The 20,559-nt window shown below is 53.5% G+C and carries 17 protein-coding genes and 1 riboswitch; of the genes, 14 read left to right on the top strand and 3 right to left on the bottom strand.

Translation table 11 applies throughout. From position 1 onward, the window contains the following. The 6 genes from A6F49_RS02730 to A6F49_RS02705 all read left to right on the top strand — a co-directional run bounded on the left by A6F49_RS02730 (nt 1) and on the right by A6F49_RS02705 (nt 6,531). Nucleotides 1-1,161: a M20 family metallopeptidase gene (locus A6F49_RS02730; protein WP_327019933.1), complete on the top strand. Its 1,161-nt coding sequence runs from the start codon at nt 1-3 to the stop codon at nt 1,159-1,161. Nucleotides 1,162-1,526: 365 nt separating this feature from the next. After that, nucleotides 1,527-1,627, top strand: a riboswitch (SAM riboswitch). Between the two features lie 5 nt (nt 1,628-1,632). Continuing rightward, entirely contained in the window at nt 1,633-2,487 is an 855-nt protein-coding gene (locus tag A6F49_RS02725; RefSeq protein ID WP_043056899.1) for a methionine ABC transporter ATP-binding protein, read from the top strand. Continuing rightward, on the top strand, nt 2,487-3,149 hold the full coding sequence (locus tag A6F49_RS02720) for a methionine ABC transporter permease (RefSeq protein WP_043056900.1): 663 nt from the start codon (nt 2,487-2,489) through the stop codon (nt 3,147-3,149). The genes A6F49_RS02725 and A6F49_RS02720 overlap by 1 nt, the downstream gene beginning before the upstream one ends. 46 nt (nt 3,150-3,195) lie before the next feature. After that, nucleotides 3,196-4,113, top strand: a complete 918-nt coding sequence (locus tag A6F49_RS02715) for a MetQ/NlpA family ABC transporter substrate-binding protein (protein WP_043056901.1) — start codon at nt 3,196-3,198, stop codon at nt 4,111-4,113. 17 nt (nt 4,114-4,130) lie between these two features. Then, on the top strand, nt 4,131-5,030 hold the full coding sequence (locus tag A6F49_RS02710; protein ID WP_043056902.1) for a MetQ/NlpA family ABC transporter substrate-binding protein: 900 nt from the start codon (nt 4,131-4,133) through the stop codon (nt 5,028-5,030). A gap of 43 nt (nt 5,031-5,073) precedes the next feature. Then, nucleotides 5,074-6,531, top strand: coding sequence for an NtaA/DmoA family FMN-dependent monooxygenase (locus tag A6F49_RS02705; RefSeq protein WP_043056903.1), 1,458 nt, complete (start codon nt 5,074-5,076; stop codon nt 6,529-6,531). Between the two features lie 57 nt (nt 6,532-6,588). On the opposite strand, the gene A6F49_RS02700 is transcribed toward A6F49_RS02705, so the two are convergent. Next, nucleotides 6,589-7,656, bottom strand: a complete 1,068-nt coding sequence (locus A6F49_RS02700) for a helix-turn-helix domain-containing protein (RefSeq protein ID WP_161485763.1) — start codon at nt 7,654-7,656, stop codon at nt 6,589-6,591. A 283-nt stretch (nt 7,657-7,939) separates the two neighbouring features. On the opposite strand from A6F49_RS02700, the gene A6F49_RS02695 reads away from it, so the two are divergent. From A6F49_RS02695 to A6F49_RS02685, 4 genes are all read left to right on the top strand, one after another. Further along, nucleotides 7,940-9,820, top strand: coding sequence for an FAD-dependent monooxygenase (locus A6F49_RS02695; protein ID WP_043056905.1), 1,881 nt, complete (start codon nt 7,940-7,942; stop codon nt 9,818-9,820). 102 nt (nt 9,821-9,922) lie between these two features. Continuing rightward, nucleotides 9,923-10,168: a hypothetical protein gene (locus A6F49_RS17220; RefSeq protein ID WP_043056906.1), complete on the top strand. Its 246-nt coding sequence runs from the start codon at nt 9,923-9,925 to the stop codon at nt 10,166-10,168. A 226-nt stretch (nt 10,169-10,394) separates the two neighbouring features. Further along, the gene (locus A6F49_RS02690; protein ID WP_043056907.1) at nt 10,395-11,279 is read left to right on the top strand and encodes a polysaccharide deacetylase family protein; all 885 of its coding nucleotides are present in this window, start codon (nt 10,395-10,397) and stop codon (nt 11,277-11,279) included. 144 nt (nt 11,280-11,423) lie between these two features. Next, complete coding sequence (locus A6F49_RS02685) at nt 11,424-12,227, top strand: aldo/keto reductase (RefSeq protein ID WP_043056908.1); 804 nt, start codon at nt 11,424-11,426, stop codon at nt 12,225-12,227. 26 nt (nt 12,228-12,253) lie between these two features. Here the strand turns inward: A6F49_RS02685 and A6F49_RS02680 are convergent, their stop codons facing one another. Continuing rightward, a complete protein-coding gene (locus tag A6F49_RS02680; protein ID WP_043056909.1) occupies nt 12,254-13,081 on the bottom strand; it encodes a hypothetical protein in 828 nt (275 codons plus the stop codon). Beyond that, entirely contained in the window at nt 13,078-13,599 is a 522-nt protein-coding gene (locus A6F49_RS02675) for a hypothetical protein (protein ID WP_043056910.1), read from the bottom strand. The genes A6F49_RS02680 and A6F49_RS02675 overlap by 4 nt, the downstream gene beginning before the upstream one ends. Nucleotides 13,600-14,431: 832 nt before the next feature. Between A6F49_RS02675 and A6F49_RS02665 the strand changes: the two genes are divergently transcribed. From A6F49_RS02665 to A6F49_RS02655, 4 genes are all read left to right on the top strand, one after another. Further along, a complete protein-coding gene (locus tag A6F49_RS02665) occupies nt 14,432-14,767 on the top strand; it encodes an aldo/keto reductase (protein ID WP_268751162.1) in 336 nt (111 codons plus the stop codon). Between the two features lie 198 nt (nt 14,768-14,965). Continuing rightward, nucleotides 14,966-15,106, top strand: a complete 141-nt coding sequence (locus tag A6F49_RS17975) for a hypothetical protein (protein ID WP_161485762.1) — start codon at nt 14,966-14,968, stop codon at nt 15,104-15,106. A 750-nt stretch (nt 15,107-15,856) separates the two neighbouring features. Continuing rightward, nucleotides 15,857-17,515: an amidohydrolase gene (locus A6F49_RS02660; protein WP_043056911.1), complete on the top strand. Its 1,659-nt coding sequence runs from the start codon at nt 15,857-15,859 to the stop codon at nt 17,513-17,515. Nucleotides 17,516-18,730: 1,215 nt separating this feature from the next. Beyond that, nucleotides 18,731-20,218: a peptide MFS transporter gene (locus tag A6F49_RS02655; RefSeq protein WP_052504682.1), complete on the top strand. Its 1,488-nt coding sequence runs from the start codon at nt 18,731-18,733 to the stop codon at nt 20,216-20,218. Nucleotides 20,219-20,559: the final 341 nt, after the last annotated feature.

Below are 20,559 nucleotides of genomic sequence, written 5' to 3'. Positions count from 1 at the left end.
GTGACTAATACCTTGAAGCGTCGTGCTCAGCAGGCAGTAATGGCCCAACGACATGCACTGGTGGAGTTATCGAGAGAACTTCATGCCGATCCGGAGCTCGGGTGGGCAGAATATCGCTCATCGGAACGAGTGTCTGATGTCCTCAAGCATGCCGGATTTAGCGTCGTTAGGCCATATTTGGGTCTGGAAACTGCGTTCCATGCCAAGGCTGGCGCAAAAGCGCCGAGCATGCGAATAGGACTCATGGCTGAGTACGACGCGCTGCCTGGATTGGGGCACGCTTGCGGTCACAATTTAATCGCCGCGTCTTCTGTTGGGGCTGCGATCGGACTCGCCCAGGTGGCAGAAGAGTTGAATATAGGAGTCGAGGTTTTTGGTACACCTGCAGAAGAAGGCGGTGGTGGAAAAATAGATTTACTCGAAAGAGGTGCATTCGACGGGTTGGATCTTGCCATGATGGTACACCCTGGACCTGTTGACGTTGCTCGTGCCTCACCCCTTGCCGTTGCTCATTGGGCGGTTCAATTCACAGGAAAGGCAGCGCACGCAGCGTCTTTTCCTACAGAGGGCATTAATGCTGCTGACGCTTTCACAATCGCCCAAGTTGCGATTGGATTACTTCGCCAGCATCTACCCACCACGTCTCGGGTTCATGGCGTCGTTTTAGACGCTGGGACTGCACCTAATTCAATACCAGCATTTGCGCGCGGCCGATGGTATGTACGAGCACAGACACTCGAAGAACTACATGAAATCGAAAAGCGGGTTCTTGCATGTTTTGAAGCTGCGGCATTAGCTACCGGTTGCAGTTTTGACTGGGAACTAGAAAGCAAACCGTACGCAGAATTTCACCATGATGAGCAGGCGCTGGAATTCTACTCGCGAAATGCTGAATCACTCGGGAGGGTGTTCCAACCCGATAGTCCTGGAGCCGAGATGGCAGCAGCTTCTACAGATATGGGGAATGTGTCTCACATCGTGCCTTCAATTCATCCTTACATCGGGTTAGACAGTTTCCCTGTACTAAACCACCAGCAAGAGTTTGCCGATCACACGATCGGTCCTACAGCTGAAAAAGCACTTTTGGATGGGGCCATTGCGCTGGCGTGGACTGCACTTGACGTGGCGACTCATAGGAATTTATGTACTTTTAGTCCGTGAATTTGAAACCGTAAAGCTTGCTGGAGCGTTTCGACAGGACCGAAGAAATCGCCCACGCCAACTTGTGGCTAGCATCTGATCAATCATCCGGCTACGACACCGGCACGATAATTCACGCTGACGCCGACTACGCTTGGACGCTAGATCTAGACCAACCAGTAGGCCACAGTTCTTAAAGTGAAGGCTGACCGCACGATTCGTGCGGTCAGCCTTCATGATGGTCACTTTCATGAGTAACACCCGCACAGGCTGCACCCCAGTTGCGCTGCAACCATGCCGTTTTGTGTCCTGCATGACACTTTATGACTTTCTGATGAGTTGGCTCCTTGTGGCTTTCCACAAAGGTCGGGTAGCCTTTCACATGCAAACCATTTAGAGCGACTGAGAGATCTGGCTCGTTGACGTCGCAGCAACCACCACCTTGTTTCACCAAGTTGGACGGTGCTACTGCCAGGACCAATGGAGTGATTGATGATTTCTTTGTGCAATGTTTCAACCGTGTTTACCGCGCGTGGAAAAGATCCTGTGACAGCGGTTGACGACGTCAGCTTAGACATACCGCGGGGCAGTATCCAAGGCATTATCGGATTCTCCGGCGCCGGAAAATCCACCCTATTACGCAATATCAACCTGCTGGAACGTCCCACCCAGGGACAAGTCATCCTCGATGGCACGGACTTGACTCAGCTGAATGACGAGGAGCTCCGACAGGCTCGTCATCAGATCGGTATGATTTTTCAGGGCTTCAACCTGGTTAATAACCTCACCGTGGTACAAAATGTCGAGCTGTCACTGAAATTTGCGGGTGTCAAGAACAGTCGTGACCGCCGTGACCGTGCCGCCGAGGCGTTGAGAATCGTTGACATCGTGGAAAAAGCAGACGCGTATCCGGCACAGCTATCGGGCGGACAGAAACAACGGGTGGCTATTGCCAGAGCCCTGGCTACCCGCCCGCGCGTTTTGCTGTGTGATGAGCCAACCTCAGCACTGGACCCATTTACCACAGCGACGGTGCTGCAATATCTTGCCGATATCAATCGTGAACTAGACATCACCGTTGTCGTCGTGACTCACGAAATGGAAGTCGTTAAAGCACTGACCGATCACGTGGCAGTGATGGAAGCTGGCAGGATCGTCGAACGGTTTCCAGCACACCAGCTCCACGACCCAGGATTCGAACCGGCTACCGCCATCGGCAAGTACCTGGTCTCGGACGGCATTCGGGTGGACCGTGGCCCGAAAGGTGCAGCCACCTCGACTGCTAAGGCTCCCGTTGGGCATGTAATTGATCGTGAACCAGTTGCGGTTGCAGGAGGCCAGGCCTAATGGAACGGATTATCGAACTTCGTCCCGAACTTGTCCAAGCCCTGCTTGAGACCTTCGCGATGATCGGCGTGGCCATCCCCATCGCCGTATTACTCGGCACCCCGTTAGGTATCTGGCTTTTTGTCCACGCACCCGGCTCGATTGCGCCGCAACCCAAGTTGCATGCGTTTGTCAGTGGCCTGGTGAACATGCTGCGATCATTCCCGTTTCTCATCTTGCTGATCGCCATCATTCCGTTCACTCGGTTCGTTGTGGGCACGACAGTCGGTACCGCGGCGGCTATTGTGCCGCTGACCATTAACGCCATCCCGTATTTTGCTCGACTGGTGGAACAAAACATCACCCAACTGGGCACGGGAGCAGTAGAGGCTTCGCGAGCCATGGGTGCAACGCGCGGCCAAATCATCCGCAACGTCCTGCTCGTCGACGCAAAACCCGGCATCATCGGTTCCATCACCATCACTACCGTCAGCTTCATTTCCTACTCGGCAATGGTCGGATTAGTCGGAGGCGGCGGGATCGGTGACTTTGCAATTCGCTACGGCTACTACCGCTACGAAACCCCGGTGATGATCATCGCCGTCGTGCTAATGGTCCTGCTTGTCACCATGGTGCAATGGGGCGGCAATCGGCTAGCCCGCGTGACTGACAAACGCCTCTAAACCACCCCAGCTACTCATACTTTTATCGACCTCACGAGGATTTTCCATGCCATTTTTCGCTACCCAAACCACTTCCAGCTTCCGTCGTAAGATCACGGTTGGGCTGGGCGCACTGGCCGCACTTGCGTTAACAAGTTGCGGTTTGACTCAAGCTAGCTCCACAGAGGGCGACGCATCAGATAAGACCATCACCGTGATCGTCACCGAATCTGCCCCTTACCAAGAACCCACGGAAATTGCCCGCGAACTGCTAGCGGAAGACGGTTGGGAACTCGAGACCACCTACGTCACAGATATTGTGCAGCCCAACCAAGTGGTTTCCCAGGGTGAGTATGACGCCAACTATTTCCAACACCTGGCCTATCTACGACAATTCAACGCAGATAATGGCACCGAGGTGGAACCTGCATTTTCTACCTACTACCAACCCTCCGGGATCTTCTCATTACAATACGACTCATTCGAAGAGCTACCTGACGGCGCGGAAATCTCACTGGCCGTGGACACCGCCAATAACGGGCGCGGCATCAAGCTGCTGGCCGATCACGGTCTTCTCGAAATCGATGAGTCCGTGCCTGTCACCGAGTTATCGCAAGCCGATATCATCGATAACCCCAAGAATTTTCAGTTCATTGAAATTGATCAGCAGTCTTCAGCCCACACACTCACCGATGTGGATGCTGGTTTCGCGTTCGCTCGTCTTGTTGCCGAGGCAGGCCACGATGTTCACGACGTCGCACTGGCACTAGAAGAAGATGACGACGTGCGCCGTCCCTACACCAACGTGATCGCTGTGCAGCCTGGTGAACAAGACTCTGAAAAAACCCAAGCACTCCAGCGCGCGTATCAGTCACCCGAGGTCCAAGAATGGTTTGCCAAGTATCTTGACGGCGCCATTGAATACAACGATGACATCACCACCGAAAATGCCCAGGAAATCTGGTCAGAATTCACCGCCGAGTGACTGAAAGAAAACTTCTCATGCAAAATATTCTTCCAACCAAGCGTCACTTTGGGACCATCAGCCTGACCCTGGCAGCATTTGCACTGGGTGGCTGCGGATTGACCCAAGCGGCTCCGACCGTGCAAGAATCTGAGGACCGTACGATCAAACTTATTGTCACCGAGTCCGCACCGTACCAAGAACCAACCGAGATTGCTCGTGAGCTATTGGCAGAAGATGGCTGGGATCTGCAACCGACATATGTGACGGACATTGTGCAACCGAATCAGGTCGTCTCCGAGGGCGAATATGATGCGAATTTCTTCCAGCACGCAGCATATCTACGCCAATTCAATGCTGATAACGACACCGCAGTTGAACCCGCATTCACCGTCTATGACGCACCATCCGGTATCTTTTCTCTGAAACACGATGCGCTTGCCGATTTGCCCGAGAGAGCAACCATCTCACTGCCCGTGGATCGTTCCAATAATGGGCGGGCCATCCACTTATTGGCTGCAGAAGGGCTCATCAGTATTGACGAATCGGTTCCGGTGACTGAACTATCCCAGGATGCCATCACTGACAACCCAAAGAATCTGCAGTTCGTGGAGATTGACCAGCAGTCGTCAGCCCAAACGTTGCCCGATGTTGACGCAGGATTCTCCACGATCCGCTTTCAAACCGAAGCCGGGTATGACGTCGAAGATACCCTCCTGGCATTTGAAGATTTCGAGGACCCTTTTGACTTCACCGTCGTCGTCGGAGTTGAAGAAGGCCACCGAGACAGCGAAAAGATTCAAGCTCTAGAACAAGCCCTGCATTCCCAAGAAGTCCAAGACTGGTACACGGAATACCTTGACGGGGCGATCGCATTCAACGGTGCCTACACCACGGAAAATATTGAGCAGCGCTGGCAAACCTACCTAGCCGAGTAGCGCACGACAACACGTTCGAAACCCCTCGAAGCAAGGAGCCCCCATGTCACGTCCACGCCGTCCGCTGATCCTGTCGGCATTCATGATGAATACCACCAGCCACATTTTGGGCGGTGCTTGGCGACGTGAAGAAGCCCAACAGCACCGCTTCAACGAACTCCAGCACTGGGTGGAACTGGTACAGACTCTCGAAGACGGTGGGTTTGATATCGCCTTCTTCGCCGACGTCGTAGGGGTATATGGTGATCACGAAGGTGGTTGGGCCTCGCATGTTCGCCGTGGGTTGCAGATCCCGGCGAATGATCCACTGGTCTTATTGTCTGCCCTGGCCGCGACGACTCAACGGATCGGCTTGGCCCTGACGTCTTCGGTTATTCAGACCCATCCGTACACCTTTGCTCGGCAGCTGAGCACTCTGGATCATCTGACTGGTGGCCGGGTCGGATGGAATGTCGTGACCTCAGCCCTGGAGAACGCACACCGCAACTACGGTGGGCCGGGGCTGGCACGGCATGATGATCGGTATGATCTGGCCGAAGAATACCTGGAGGTCTGCTATAAACTTTGGGAGGGTTCTTGGGAAGATGACGCTCTGCTGGCGGATAAAACGCGAGCACATGACCGTGGGGTTGGCCTGCATGCGGATCCGGCGAAAGTCGCCAAAATTTATCACCGCAGCGATAACTATCAGGTGGATGGACCGCACCTGTCATCACCCTCACCCCAGCGCACCCCGTTGCTCTTCCAAGCAGGCTCGTCACCGCGGGGGCGTCAGGTTGCCGCCGAACACGCGGAAGCGACGTTTTCGATGGCCCCACGCATAGAACAGGCCAAGGAGCACGCGGCTGATGTTCGTCGTCGTGCCGCCACATTTGGCCGCGACCCGCAGGATGTGAAATTTATTCAGGGCCTCTCGTTCGTCGTAGGTTCCACGGAGGCAGCGGCTCGCGCCCAAGCTGCCGATCTTGACGAGTCGCTGGATGATCACGCATTGATCGCTCACACCGGTGGCAGCTTGGGTGTTGATCTAGGCTATTTGCCACTGGATACCCCGATTGGTGAGCTCACAACCGAAGGCTCTCGTGGGCATCTGCTGGAGCTGCAAAACATGACGCCGGATCGGAACATGACGGTGCGTGATCTGGCACGTTTCCGGGCGCAGGCAACACGGATCACCGGAACCCCGGAGCAGATCGTGGATGAACTCGAGCGGTGGCAGGACGCGGGCATTGATGGCATCAACGTCATCAATGCAACATTGCCCGGGAGTTACGTTGAATTCATTGAGCACATTATCCCCGAACTACGTCGTCGAGGAATGGCTCGATCTGCCGATGAATTGCAAAACAACAATGCGAGGACTCTGCGCGGCCGACTCACCGGTGAAGATCGCTTACCCGCAACGCACCCGGCGGCAGCGTTCCGCGGAGCGTTTGGGCAATACAGTGCGGCTGCTACGGAACGCTCAAAGGCTGAAGTGCTGGAGCAGGTTGCTGGCTAAAGCAGGGGCTTAGCGGCTTGATCAAGTGTCGTGGCCGGTTGACCAGGGCAGCGGGCGTTAGGAGATGTGTATGCGGGCTTCACTTGGCGAGTAGCCAACCATTTCGCGGAATGTGCGAGAAAAATGGGCCGTAGAACCAAAACCGCAGCGTCCAGCGATGTCGGCAATAGGCGTGTGGAGCTCGGTTGTGAGTAAATGTTCAGCTGCCCGGATGCGCTTAGACAGGAGCTCCCGCGAAAAACTCGTATCATTTGCCGCAAAAAGGCGGGCGACCTGCCGCTCACTCATATGCAACAAATTGGCGATATCGGCGCGCCGAAAATCCGGATCCTCAAGATGCCTATTCATGAAATGTTGTGCTTGCTCGTATAACTGGCCTGAGTCATTGCCGCTGCTTTGGAACAGCATCTCTAGCAGTGTCAGATGAGTGTCCGTGGTATTTATGCACTCCTGGTCTGAAACAGCCAGGGCTTGGTCGACCCATTGGGCAATTTGCCGGGCCGCTGCACTGGGTGGTCGGTGGTCAGTGGCATGGCCGAAGATGAACTTTTCGGCCTGCTTGAGGGATTTTCCGCCGGATATCTTCAGGAACGCATCCATGTGCACCGTCATCACCATTTCGGACACCCCAACACCAAAGCCGCGCACAAAAGTGGTGTCCGCATCGCAGGCAAGCATTTGGCCCGCCTGTAAGATGTGAGAGCCATTCTCGTCGGAATAAAACGAATCTCCCTGTGTGCAAAAAAATAGTGCCACGGACTCGGTGGGATGCTTCCTGATCATCTCGGGGGAGCGCTCAATCAGCTGCGAGGACCCGCGAACTTTTGCAAGTCGAGTTGTTGGAGATTCCCGGTTATGTTGCTGCGCTACCAATGCTTGGGCATGAAGGGGCCGAATATCTAGGCCAATGAGAGCTTCTGCGTTATGAGCTTCCCAATATTCCAGTCGTTCGTGGTGTGGAATATTTTTCGTGGAGAAGGATTTGAAGTTATCCTGCATTGCACTGCTGGTGCTGTTTCTCATCGCCACCTCACTTGCTCTGCCCACGTTTTGACTGAGTCGCCTGAAGAACTTTTCTGCGAGGCAAAAGCCGGAACCGCTTGTTTTCGCGAGTACGCGGGACACTAGCATCAATGTTAGCGGTGTCACAAGTGTGAATTAAATACCAGTGGTGCCAGCATTGATATCTCGAGCATATCTATCCCACGACCTGTGCTGTGATCTTGAACGATTGAGGTTTCAGGACAGGCCGTTGTTCTATTCGGCCATAGTTGAGGGTTTGAGTTGTGAAGTGGCCTTGGCGCGGATAGCTTGTGTGACACATCACATCCAAGCATTGCTCAATGACGAATGCGTTCCTTGAGTCTCAGACAAGAGACTTACCCGGTGTCACTACAAAAGGATTGATATGCAGTTTCATGTTTCTGGTTACCAGACCCAAGACCCGCTGACCATGCCCGCAGAGGGGACCGGCATTGACCGCCCAACGGAACTTCCAGAAGAAATGGACGTCCTGATTGTGGGCTGTGGACCGGCCGGTTCCATTACCGCAGCACAGCTGTCGAGATTTCCGAATGTTAACACTCGCATGATTGAACAGCGGGGCCACCGTCTAGAGCTGGCGAACGCTGACGGCGTGCACTCCCGCACCATGGAAACCTTCCAAGCATTCGGCTTCGCTCACGAGATTTACGAAGAAGCGCATACCATCACGGACATGGCCTTCTGGAAGCCCGACCCAGACAACCCACGCAACGTGATTCGCGAAAAGAGTGTTCGTGAACTGCCCGAAGAGCACAGCGAGTGGCCAATGATGCTCATTACCCAGGTCAGAATCATTGACCACTTCAATCGGTTCATGAAAAACTCACCGACGCGAATGGAACCAGACTACGGTTACGAGTTCGTCGATTTCGTTGAATCAGATGACCCCAATGCGCAATACCCGCTGACTGTGACCCTGCGTCGCTCAGCCGGTCCAAATATCGGTGAAGAACTCCAGGTTCGTACCAAATACGTCGTTGGTGCCGACGGCGCTCGCAGCAATGTGCGCAGGTCATTGGGTTATAAATTGCGTGGCGACCAGGCAAACCACGCGTGGGGTGTCATGGACATCTTTGCGGACACCGATTTCCCTGATGTTCGCAAGAAATGCACCGTCAAGTCCGGTATCGGCCGCAACATTTTGCTGATCCCACGTGAGGGTGGCTTCCTGTTCCGCCTATACGTTGACCTGGGTGAAGTGCCCGAAGGCGATGACCGTGCCATCCGCAATACCCCGGTGGAAGACATCATTGCCCAAGCCAACGAGATCCTGCATCCGTACTCGATCGACGTCAAAGAAGTCGTGTGGCACTCGGTCTACGAAGTTGGCCACCGCGTCACGGAGCACTTTGACGACCGAGCCTCAGACAAAACCGGCACAGATGACCCGAGCGTCTTTATTGTCGGCGACGCCTGTCATACCCACTCTGCTCAAGCCGGCCAAGGCATGAACGTTTCGATGCAAGACGGCTTCAACCTCGGTTGGAAACTCGGCCACGTGTTATCCGGCAACAGTCCAAAAGAGCTGCTGCGCACCTATGCCGACGAGCGCAAGGACATTGCGCATAAACTGATCGAATTCGATAAGCAATGGTCAGCTCTTATGGCGCAGCCAAATGACGAGTTCGAAGACCCAGCCGAAATTGAGAAGTTCTACCAGCAGACCGCTGAATTCAACGCCGGCTATCTCACCGATTATGACCCGTCGATGATTACCGCCGATGAGCGCCATCAGCACCTGGCGGCTGGGTTCCCGGTCGGTCGTCGCTTCAAATCTGCAATGACAGGACGAGTTTGTGATCTGGTACCCACACACCTCGGTCACGAGCACACGGCAGACGGCCGCTGGCGCGTGTACGTCTTTGCTGACGCGGCTGCACCAGGTGAATCAGAGACTTTGCAGGCCTGGGCAGACTGGGCGGGTGAAGCCCTGTCGCATGAAGTATTTGACCTCAAACTCATCCACCAGCAGCACTACACCGATTTCGATATGTCAGATATTCCTGCGACATTCAAACCGAAAACGGGACGTTTGGGGCTAACTGACGTCGAGAAGGCCTTCGGAATCCTTGAAGACCACGACATTTTCGAGCAGCGTTCTATCTCCCGCGACGGCGCAGTCGTGGTTGTACGCCCCGATCAGTATGTTGCCGGAGTCTTCCCACTGGATGAAACGGAAGAACTCGAAGCGTTTCTCAGCGGAGTATTCCCTACGGTTCGCTCTGCCAGCCTTGTGGCTTCATAAGCTCAGGCATGAGAACACGCTGACGGCCAGGGCTCATTCCTGGTCGTCAGCGTGTTCCCTGGACCCCTGTTGGAAACCGGTGGCTCGTTCTATAGTTTAAATATGCCTGACCACAAAGGTACGCCGCGAATTGCCTCTGGTGTGGAGGCTGCCTCGAGAGGTATATCCAGTCTTATGCGCTCTGTCGAGCAGGGTGAAGACCTGCATGACGGTATCCTACTGTTGTCTCGCCTAGCGAGGGATAGCGGTCAACGGACGGATCTGGATGATGCCATCTCGTCGTTAGGCTTCGACCGGGAAGAGTTGGAAGCAGAGCTCAGGGCAGACTTAGCTGCCGGTCGGGAATGACGACGTCCAGCACCCCGACGCCTCGCGACCAAGTTGAGCGTCTGAGTGCTCAACAAGCTCACACATTTGCTATGGCTACATTTACGAGCCGAGGGGTTAATAGCACCGGGAAAGCCGTGGATGCAGAAAGCGACCGGCCAGACCCCATGGCCTACCACCCGACATGCTGATTAGGCTAAGAAGCGTCCTACTTAAGGCGCGACTACCTAAGGAGTCGAAGTAGATCATGGCAAAGAAAATCTATATTGCAGTCGGTGTGGATGTTGACGCCGTCGGAGGTTGGTTAGGATCCTACGGCGGACAAGACTCTCCCAATGACATTTCTCGGGGCATGTTTGCCGGCGAAGTCGGCGTCCCGCGGCTGCTGCAACTGGCCCAACGACGCAATATTCCATTCACTTGGTTCTGGCCAGGGCATTCGATCGAGACGTTTCCGGAACAATTTGACCAAGTCGTGGAAGCCGGTCACGAGATTGGCCACCACGGCTACTCGCACGAAAATCCGTTGGAAATGAGCCCGCAACAGGAAACCGAGGTCTTTGAATATGTCTACGAGCTGATTGAACGCCGTGCGGGAACACCACCCGTGGGTTACGTGGCTCCGTGGTCGGAGATCTCAAACTACACGGCCGAGCTGCTGACCAATGCGGGCATGCTGTACGGCCACTCTTTCATGCACCGCGACTTCACCCCGTACTATCTGCGGGTAGGCGACTCATGGACCAATATCGACTACGAGGCTGACTCCGCGAAGGAATGGATGAAGCCATTAGTGCGAGGTGAGGAAACTGACCTGGTGGAGATTCCGGCGTCTTGGTACATCGACGACCTGCCACCCATGATGTTCATTAAGGCAAGCCCCAACTCGCATGGTTTTGTGAACCCACGCGATATTGAAGAGCTGTGGCGCGACCAGTTCGACTGGGTCTATCGAGAAATGGATTACGCGGTTTACCCGATGACTCTGCACCCGGACGTTTCCGGTCGGCCGCAAGTCCTGTTGATGTTGGAACGGCTCTTTGACCACTTCGCATCCCATCCGGGAGTGGAGTTTGTTTACTTCAAGGACGTCGCGCAAGACTTCAAACAGCGTTTCCCGCGCGATACATAACTTCTGCCACTACTCAGGCCGCCGGTACCGTGATGGCGTCGGCGGCTTGAGTAAAGCTCAAAGGGAACCGAGGGTGACTACGCGTTTTACCCTTGAAGAAGTCAAAGTGTGTGCGCTTGCAGTTGGGCACTTAGACTGGGCCGTATGCGCTCAGAACTTATTGGTTTCGGAACCCTTGTACAAGCCGGCAGAGACAACCCAGATATTTACCGCACCGCGACTCTTTCGGCACTGGATGCCGGGTATCGTATTCTCGATACCGCGCTGCGCTATGAAAACGAAGTCCAAGTTGGCCAGGCGATTGCCCAGTCGGACGTGCCGCGCGAACAGATCAAAGTGACCACGAAGATCCCGGGCCGTTTCCAGGGATACCATGAAGCGAAAACTTCGATCATTCGTTCGCTGATTGACCTGGATCAGGCTTATGTTGATGCCGCACTGATCCACTGGCCGCTGCCACGTCACCACAAATACGTGGATACTTGGCGCGCGTTGATTGAGCTGCGCGACGCCGGACTGGTGCGGACCATTGGGGTGTCGAACTTCTTGCCCGAGCACCTGCAGCGATTGGCGGATGAAACCGGTGAGATGCCGGCGATCAACCAGGTTGAGATGCATCCGTACTTCGGCCAGGCCCAGCTGCGCGCGTTCCATAAAGCACACGGCATTCAAACTCAGGCGTGGTCGCCACTGGGTAGGACCACGGATATGATCAAGGATCCCGTGCTGACCAAGGTTGCCGAGAAGCACTCGGTTACGCCGGTTGAGGTCGTGCTGGCGTGGCATGTGCACCACGGGTCAGTACCGCTTCCGGCGTCGTCGAACGCTGAGCGCCAGCGCGCGAACCTACACTTCATCGTTGAGCTGGATGACCAGGATATAGCTGAGATCGATGGCCTGGAACGTGGCCGGATCTATCAGGATCCGGCAACGCACGAAGAGTTTTAGCCCACGAGGTCACTGGCATCCGGCGGCTAGGTCGTGGATTCGAAATTGACCCGCTCGGTGGCGGTGGCCTCAGCCAGGTCGTGCCAGAGTTCGATATCTTGGGTCCCGGGGAGTTGTTCTAGGATGTTTTGCCATGCAGCCCAGGGGTTTATGACCGCAAGCGCGTGTTTGGTCCGGGAGAACACACCGCCCGAAGAGACCGGGGCAAGGATTCCTGCTGGTGTATCAATCCAGAACATTTCGTGGTCAACGATTCCATCCACACTGAACAGTTTGATACTCAACATCATGAAACGTAGACGACCAGCAGCAAGGTGTGCTGAGATCTCGGGCAGGGCTTGGGCGGTCAGCCTGGTCAATTCATCGTGGGCCTTGCGGCGTTGTGTATCGTTCATGCCCGGAGCGATGTCGGTGAGCAGTCGAGGCTTCACCGGAACCTGAACTGTGTCCGAGACAGGAGACCGTGGGCCTAATTCCGTGGCGTCAAATACTTGCTCGTATAAAGTGCCCCTACTCGTCAGCTCCAGTGTGGTCGTTTCCAGTGACGTGTCATGCATGGAAATGATGCCGTGGCGACTGCCCCACAGCACGGTAGTGGAGGATGGTTCTTGTTCCAAACCGTCCCACAGCATGACGCTCAGGGTCATCGCTGTCTCGGCAAGAGCTGAAAACAGGAGACCATACCCGGGACCAGGTTTGCCGGAGGCGATGATCGGTCGTCCATGGTGGTCGGCAACGGTGGCGGTGTCATCAATGGCACGGCGCCCGTACCCGGGCCCGTCTGGCAGGGTTGCCTCCAACAGTTCCATGATGTGATCGTTATTCAGAACGCACACCAGGTGTGGCTGGGTCATGGTCGGATTTTCCGTTCTAAACAGTATGCGATGGCCTGGCTGTTGCCGATCCAGTGGGCATCGGCAGTGGCCCAGGTGACCGTTAGGGTGGATTCTTGGCCGTCGGCTCGCGAAATAAACTGTGCCATCGTCACCGGGACACCTTCAGCGGTGGTGTACATCGCTAATCGATAGACCGCAGGCTCTGGCGTCAGACCCATGTGCTGGACCGCAAGATCGATGAGCCGGTATCCGGTCATTTCCTGATGGTAATACGCATCAACCTGGTGCTGGTCTGCAAGCACTTCCTCCACGGTCATCCGAGTGAAGCCCTCCGGCAAGGCCGCAGTGAGCAGCGTCAGATTCGGGTTGAAATCCAATGTTTCGGCCTGATCCGCACGAGCTACTAGTGCCCCGTCGTTGGCGCCCGAGGTGTCAACGCTCCAACCCTCCGGAACCCGCAAGACCCAGGGCATACCGGGTTCATCAACGACCAGAGCGTTACCACCCAAATAGTCAGCCTCGTCGTGTGGCGTCATCAGCTTCCTCCATTTGCAGACATACTCCAAATGCCGACCACCAAGACCACAGCCACAGTGCCGACGGCGATGAGGGTTCCCGAAACATTGGCCGATATTTCAGATTTCTTGACTTCGGGATCTTGCCATCGGCGCTTCCGGGCGACACGTTTCAGTCTGCGGTGTTCCCGGTCTTGGGTTCGAATCCACTTTGGTACAAGGAATGGGGGCATCGGCACGCCAAACAACTGCAGCAGCCAGAGTGGACCCCCAATAAATATTGCGAAAAGCATAGGAAGCCCTAGGACCAGCAAGAGCGCATCTGGGAGGCCATGGTGCTCAGCGAAAGTGGCTACGCCTGTCGTCCCGAGCAAGGTGAGCGAAATTGGGATGGCATAGAGGAGCGATGCTCTGGCCCAATTGTTTTCTGGCCAATTGGCCGATGCGTTGGGCTTGAGAAGCCATCTGATCCAGAAGACCAGGACAACTATTACTGTCAACCCGCCAAGAAGTTCCCAAATTTTCATGATTTCCCGAACACCCCGCCAAAGAAGTCGCCAACCGCTTTCGCGCCATCGGCTGATCGCAGCTTACCGGTAGGTGTTTCAGATTGAGAAATCCTTCCGAAAGCCCACATACGATCTCAAAGCCTGATAATTAATTTGTGCTTACATAAACCAAGTGAGCAGGTGATGGGCCCTCGTGGTGCCCTCCTCAGGGGGTCTAGACGGGTGGCATACGATCAGCTCTTATTGGATTCGCAATACTTCTACAAACTTGAAAAGACAACCGCGATATACCGCGCAGCGGACTGTCTGCCTTAGAAATTGGGTAACGAACCTTTGAGGCGGTTTTGGGATATGTAAATGAAGAGCAAATTAGGCAAGCCTTTGCACAGACAGAGATGCTACGCGAAGACATCAAGGTCACCACGAAAATCTCCGGTTGCTTCCAGTACCATCAGGAAGCGAAGACCTCGATCATTCCCTCACTGAATGGTTTGAAACTGCCCTCCGTTGATGCCGCACTGATTCGCTGGTCGGTGCCTCACCAATACGTGGACACCTGGCGTGCGATGATCGAAATGCGCGACGCCGGGCTCATTCGCTCCATTGATATGTCGAACTTCTTACCCGAACACCTGCAGCGCTTGGCTGATGAAACCGGCGAAATGCCCGCCATCAACTAGGTCGAAATGCACCCATAGTCAGGTCAGGGCGAACCCCCAGACATTCTATAAAGAACATGGCATTCAGACGCAAGCGTAGTCGTCGTTGGGGTGCACCGCCGACATGATCGATAATCCGGTCTTAGCCAAGGTGGCATAAAAAACAGGAGACCACACCGGTCGTAGTGCTGCTGGCAATGGCATGTGGATCATAGTTTAATGCCATTGTCTGATTCATCGAATCCAGGGCGCCAACGCGAGACGCTGTTCTTCGATGTCCAACTCGACGCCGACGATATCGCGGCGATTGATGGTCTGGAACCTGGCCGGATCTATCAGGGCCCAGCCGTCCACGAATAGTTCTAGACTTCTCGTTAATTGGACGAACACGACGCTCTCTCCGTTTTTCTGGCAGAATGCCCTTTCACATTGGAATGGCGACTATGGTTCGGTGTTGGTCGGTTAGATACTGTGGTTATGAGACAGATTTGAGATATTGCCAGGAGAGCCATTGCTGCATTCTGGATGAGTCGATAGTTCAGGACATACTGCCTCACAATAAAAAGCTTTGGCTCAGACGGATAGTGGATGACCGAGAAATTCAAGCGGCAAGGAGTTGTGGAATCTCAAGACCATGGCGACGTCGACGCTGAAAATTTTCCTCAGGTGCTCAGGACTAGAAGCCAATAACAACCCGCGCCTACTGCCTGAGACCACGTGAGTCGGCACCGACGTCATCGCAGTCGTGCCACATGTCGATTAGCAATTAACAGGCCACTACATGAAAATCGACCTTACACCCCATTACACACGCACTTCGAGGTTGTGTCGCACATTGTGCGACTCTTGGATGGTTGACATTATCAGTAGAACCTCGGCCAGGGGGCGTTCAAGCATTAGCATATAAAACCAGTTGTTTGCGCTTCAATGACGCCCAAGTATGATTCTATATCCGCCCCGTTCATCACTTTTTATGATGTACATCATCCAAAGATACCTGTTTCATGTTCCTGAACTTTCTGGCAACCTAGGAATATTGAAAGATATGTCACATATTCATGGGTGTCAGGAGTGACTGCGCATGAGCGTTTTGAATAGAGCGGTACGACTATGAGCGATTTGATAATAACGAATGCCCAAATCTGGGCCCCGGAACTCATCGAGTCGGACAGCATCCTGATACGAAACGACCGGATTGTGGTCGTGGGTAATCTTAGTGAAATTCACGATAGAAATCCTCACAGACCAATTTATCTAGACGTTCACGGGTCAGCCGTCTTGCCAGGTTTCCACGATGCGCACGTCCACCCTTTGGGCGGAGGTCTCGACAAATTGGGCTGTGATCTTACGACGGAGCATTCGCTCGAAGGTTACGAACGGCTCATTTTAGAATTTGCTGACGCTCATGAAAGTGAATGGATCACGGGTGGAGGCTGGTTCGGAGATGTCTTCCCGGGTGGTTTTCCACATCGGGAATTCATTGATCGGATCCTACCGGACCGCCCCGTGGTGTTGACCAGTCATGACGCACACGGTGTCTGGGTTAACAGCGAAGCACTAAAGCGTGCTGGGATCGGTCAAGAAACCCCAGATCCAACTTTCGGTATCATCCAGCGAGATGAGAATGGAGAAGCGACAGGAGTTCTCTTGGAGGCAGCCAGCGAACTCGTTACAGGTCATTTGCCGAAACCATCACCAGATCGCTTAGTTCAAGCTATGGCAGCTGCTCAGGAGTATCTATTTTCTTTGGGTATTACCGCATGGCATGACGCGATCCTGGGCGAATATCTAACTATGCCGAGTGCCATAGAAACTTATCAGCAAATGTTAAGTGATGGCACACTTAGTGCACGGGTTAGTGGCTCAATGTGGTGGATTCCAGGGAACGGGCCCGAGGATGTTTGCGAGATCCTTCAACGAGTCTCCGAAGCCAAGGTCGGAGGATTTGAAGTAACCAGCGTCAAAATCATGCAAGACGGCATGTGTGAGAACTGCACTGCAGCTATGCTTGCACCGTATGATAACGTGCACCCCGAAATTAGTGGTGATTCGGTCATTCCGCCGGAAGATCTATCAAGAATTGTTACCGCACTCGATGCGCATGGTTTATCCGTGCATTTCCATGGTGTTGGAGACAGGGCAGTCCGAGAATGTCTAAATGCTGTCGAAGCCGCGCGCATCGCCAATGGTCCGGAGGGACCTAAGCATCAGATCGCTCATCTGGACGTAGTCAACCCGGAAGATTTTTCGCGATTCGCCGAGCTCAACGTGACAGCAAATTTGCAGCCGTTATGGGCCAGGGCTGATCAAGAAATTCTTGAACGTAAGCTGCCTCTAATCGGAGAACGGGCAAAGCATCACTTCCCATTTGGATCATTGCAGCGGGCTGGGGCCCACATTGCATTTGGTAGTGACTGGCCGGTTTCTGACCCAAATCCTATCTGGGGCTTGCATACAGCCTGTACACGAACAGCACCCTTGGATGACCCGCATGCACTCAACGAAGAGTCGAGAGTCGCAATGACACCAGAAGAATGTCTCGGTTTAGAGGTTGCCGTCCGTGCATACACCCTCGGTCCAGCTGAAATAAATAATGTTGATCACGAGATGGGCAGGATTCAGGAGAGCTATTTGGCAGACCTTGTGATCCTGTCTGGACCGCTCAACGAAGTAGCAGATCTCAACACGTTGTCTGTAGCGAAGACACTCGTGGGAGGCGTGCTCGTATATGAAGCCTCAAGCAGCTCAATCGGAAAAGCTAGAGTTTAGTCGTACAGGATACGAGGTGTCTGGTTAAGTCCAACGGTGTGACAGCGACCGTGGTAATTTCTATTTGGTGATGATTAATGTCAGTCTAGGCCAGAGGTTCAAGGACATGACTGAGTAAGCGGGTGAAGGTCGTTCGCGAGGTGCTAGAGACTCAGGCAGCTGTGGTCATCAGAATTTGATACCCGACGGTGTATCAGCTGGCGTGGCAGCCTGGGTGATCCTAACCGCATTTCAAACTTCACGAGCTTGGGTCCAAAACGTCAAGGCGACACCGTGCTCTCCATTTCTATTCGAGTTGGGGAGCCTAAGAGTAATGCGGGGGATTGGTGTTGAACTCGCGCGTTCAGCTGGGCTTAATGACCAGCTGGTTTATCCGTAACGCCCGGATTTTTTTGGTTGACTCACACATAGCGGTTGTCTCCGGGATTGATCTCTCAAGCCACGGCCTCAATCGACCGAATCGCGTCAAATCGTCAGCCAAGCCACCTTACGTGGTTACCCCACAGTATAAGACTGACGATGTTTCTTCTGTTTGTTCATATCTGAGCATCCTTCTAGCAGGGCCGGAATCCCACTACCCAAGATGCCCACTTTGCAAAGGCTAACCGGCTAATATTCAAAAATAACCATGTCCGCGGTATTGCTTCAGTTAGCAAGGCCATTTTGACTTCCAGCGCGTCGCAACAGGGACTAGTTTATTCGTCGTTAGTGGCTATTAAATCAGAGAGGCATAGGGTCAGGCGCCAGTGGGGCCTCATTTAGTGTTCACTGTTTTACTAAGAAGCCCTGTGCTCGCAGCCCCATTTTTTATCAGATCTCAGTGTAGAACGGATTCGCAGCAATGCTCTCACCGGTGATGCTTGTATCATTAAGTCCTTTGTGAGGGATAACCGTTGGCAGGTTCGCGGTCACCCGCGGAAAAGATCATAAGTCTTCCGGGATGAGCTGTCGAGAAGAAGTCTCCGTTTGTAGCGTCGGGTCGAAGAACAGTCGCGACTAATTCTCGTCTCGAAGCGCTGGTCACTCAGTGTAGCCCTCGATTCATCCGGCAACCCTACTATTGGCTATCTAATTAAGTTATGCAGTTGCCAAACAATATCTATTGGCTTTTAAATTAAGTGACGTGCATCATAATGGGTAGTATGATCGCTCCTCAAGCTGACCGTTGAAGGTATGTCCAGTGCAGTTTGGGGATTCTGAGTAGGGGAATTTTCAATGCAATACGTTAAGCAAGAAAGCGCGCCAGAGAGAAGGCGTGTGGCGGGCCCTCGAGTCCGGGCGTTCGGTCACCCACTTGGTTTGTTTATTGTATCTGGTGCTGAATTGTGGGAGCGCTTTAGCTTCTATGCGATTCAAGGCATCCTGCTATATTTCATCTATTATGGTGTGGCGGATGGTGGCCTAGGCTTGGACCAAGCTGTGGCCTTAGCAGTTGTTGGGAGCTATGGCGGCGTCGTTTACCTTATTCAACCTTTCGGTGCATGGCTTGCCGATCGTTTGATTGCCGTTCGATCCGTGATTCTTCTCGGAGCTGTCATAATTATGTTCGGGCATATCGCGTTGTCATTTGCCGTGGATCTATCAACCCTCGTTGTTGGCTTGGGATTGATCGCAATTGGTACTGGGTTGTTGATGCCCAATGCTCTTGCAGTTGTGGGGCAGATGTACAAGGGCGATCGAGCAAAACAAGATTCGGGTTATTCTCTATATTATGGTGCGATCCTGATCGGTGCGCTTGCTGGTCCAGTAATTGCTGGTTTGCTTCAGACTCGCGTCAGCTTTCAGGCTGCATTTCTTTCTGCAGCAGTTGGGATGGCATTTGGTATAATCGTGTACCTATTGGGATGGAAACACTTACCGACCGCTGCGCGTGAGGTGCCTTATCCAATAGATAAGCGGTCTCGGAACCAAGTAGTGATACTAGGCGCGGGCGCATTAGGCGTCGTATTTCTCGCGGTTTTTCTATTTGTTGATATGAGCAATGTCAACGCATTTATTGTCCTGATCACGGTAATTGCAGCAGCACTCCTTTTCCTCAATATATTACGTTCTAGTGGCACCACGCATGCGGAAAAACGTCGTGTTGTGATGTACGTTCCAGTGTTTATTGCATGTGTAATATTTTGGGCCTTGATACTTCAGCTTTTCACTACATTCGCGATATATGCGGATCAGAGAGTCAACATGAGTATTGGGGGATTTGAAGTTCCGCCTGCTTTCATTAGTACATTCGAGGTTATTGCGGGAATCTTGTTCACCATACCAATGGCAGCCTTTTGGCAAAGACTGCGTGCCCGTCAACCCAGCACGCCTGTAAAGATCGGGATCGGCGCTGCTGTGATGACCGTCGCTTTTCTTGGGTTTGCGGGGCTGTCCTATATGACTTCAGACTTACTGAGTATTTATCCTGTCATCATTATGATGATCATCTTCGGCTTGTCAGAGGTAATTTGCGCACCCTTATTCTTCTCTATGGCCGAGCAAGCGGCTCCAGAGAAACTTAAATCTCAAATGATGGCCCTAAGTGGGTTGGCCCTTGGCATAGGGGCGTCCTTGTCAGGATTTATCGGGTCGTGGTACGTCAATTCGTCAAGCGAATCAGCCTTCTTCCTAGGATGCGCGGGATTAGCTATCGCGATGGGAGCACTGGTGTTGGTATTCTTGCCTTTGTTCAAGAAGATGGGCCTGGACATTACAAAGTAAGATACTGAGCCTTCGTCCTACTACCACTTCTTATTAGAAGTGTGGTCTACACTTCGATCTGGATCGGCCCCATGGGAAGGGTTGTAAAACCCTCCTAGTCAACTGATATCAGAGTAGTGGTAGGAGAAGTGTGACAACCGAAAAATACAGCCAGACCGAATCGAGGACGGTAGATGCTCCTGCAGTGGCAATAAGCTTGGGGCAGATGGTCAATGCATGCTAATAATCTATACAGAGCATTTGATGAGCTCATGAGCCAATTGACTGCGGTGAGATCATATTCTCCGGGAAAGATGGGTTCATCCAGCAGGACATCCGAGCCGGGTTCGAACGCAGTCTAG

The organism is Enteractinococcus helveticum, assembly GCF_001657475.1.
Taxonomy (GTDB): Bacteria; Actinomycetota; Actinomycetes; order Actinomycetales; family Micrococcaceae; genus Yaniella; species Yaniella helvetica.
The sequence above is the reverse complement of the archived record's forward strand: the minus strand, read 5'-3'. Positions and strand labels throughout refer to the sequence as shown.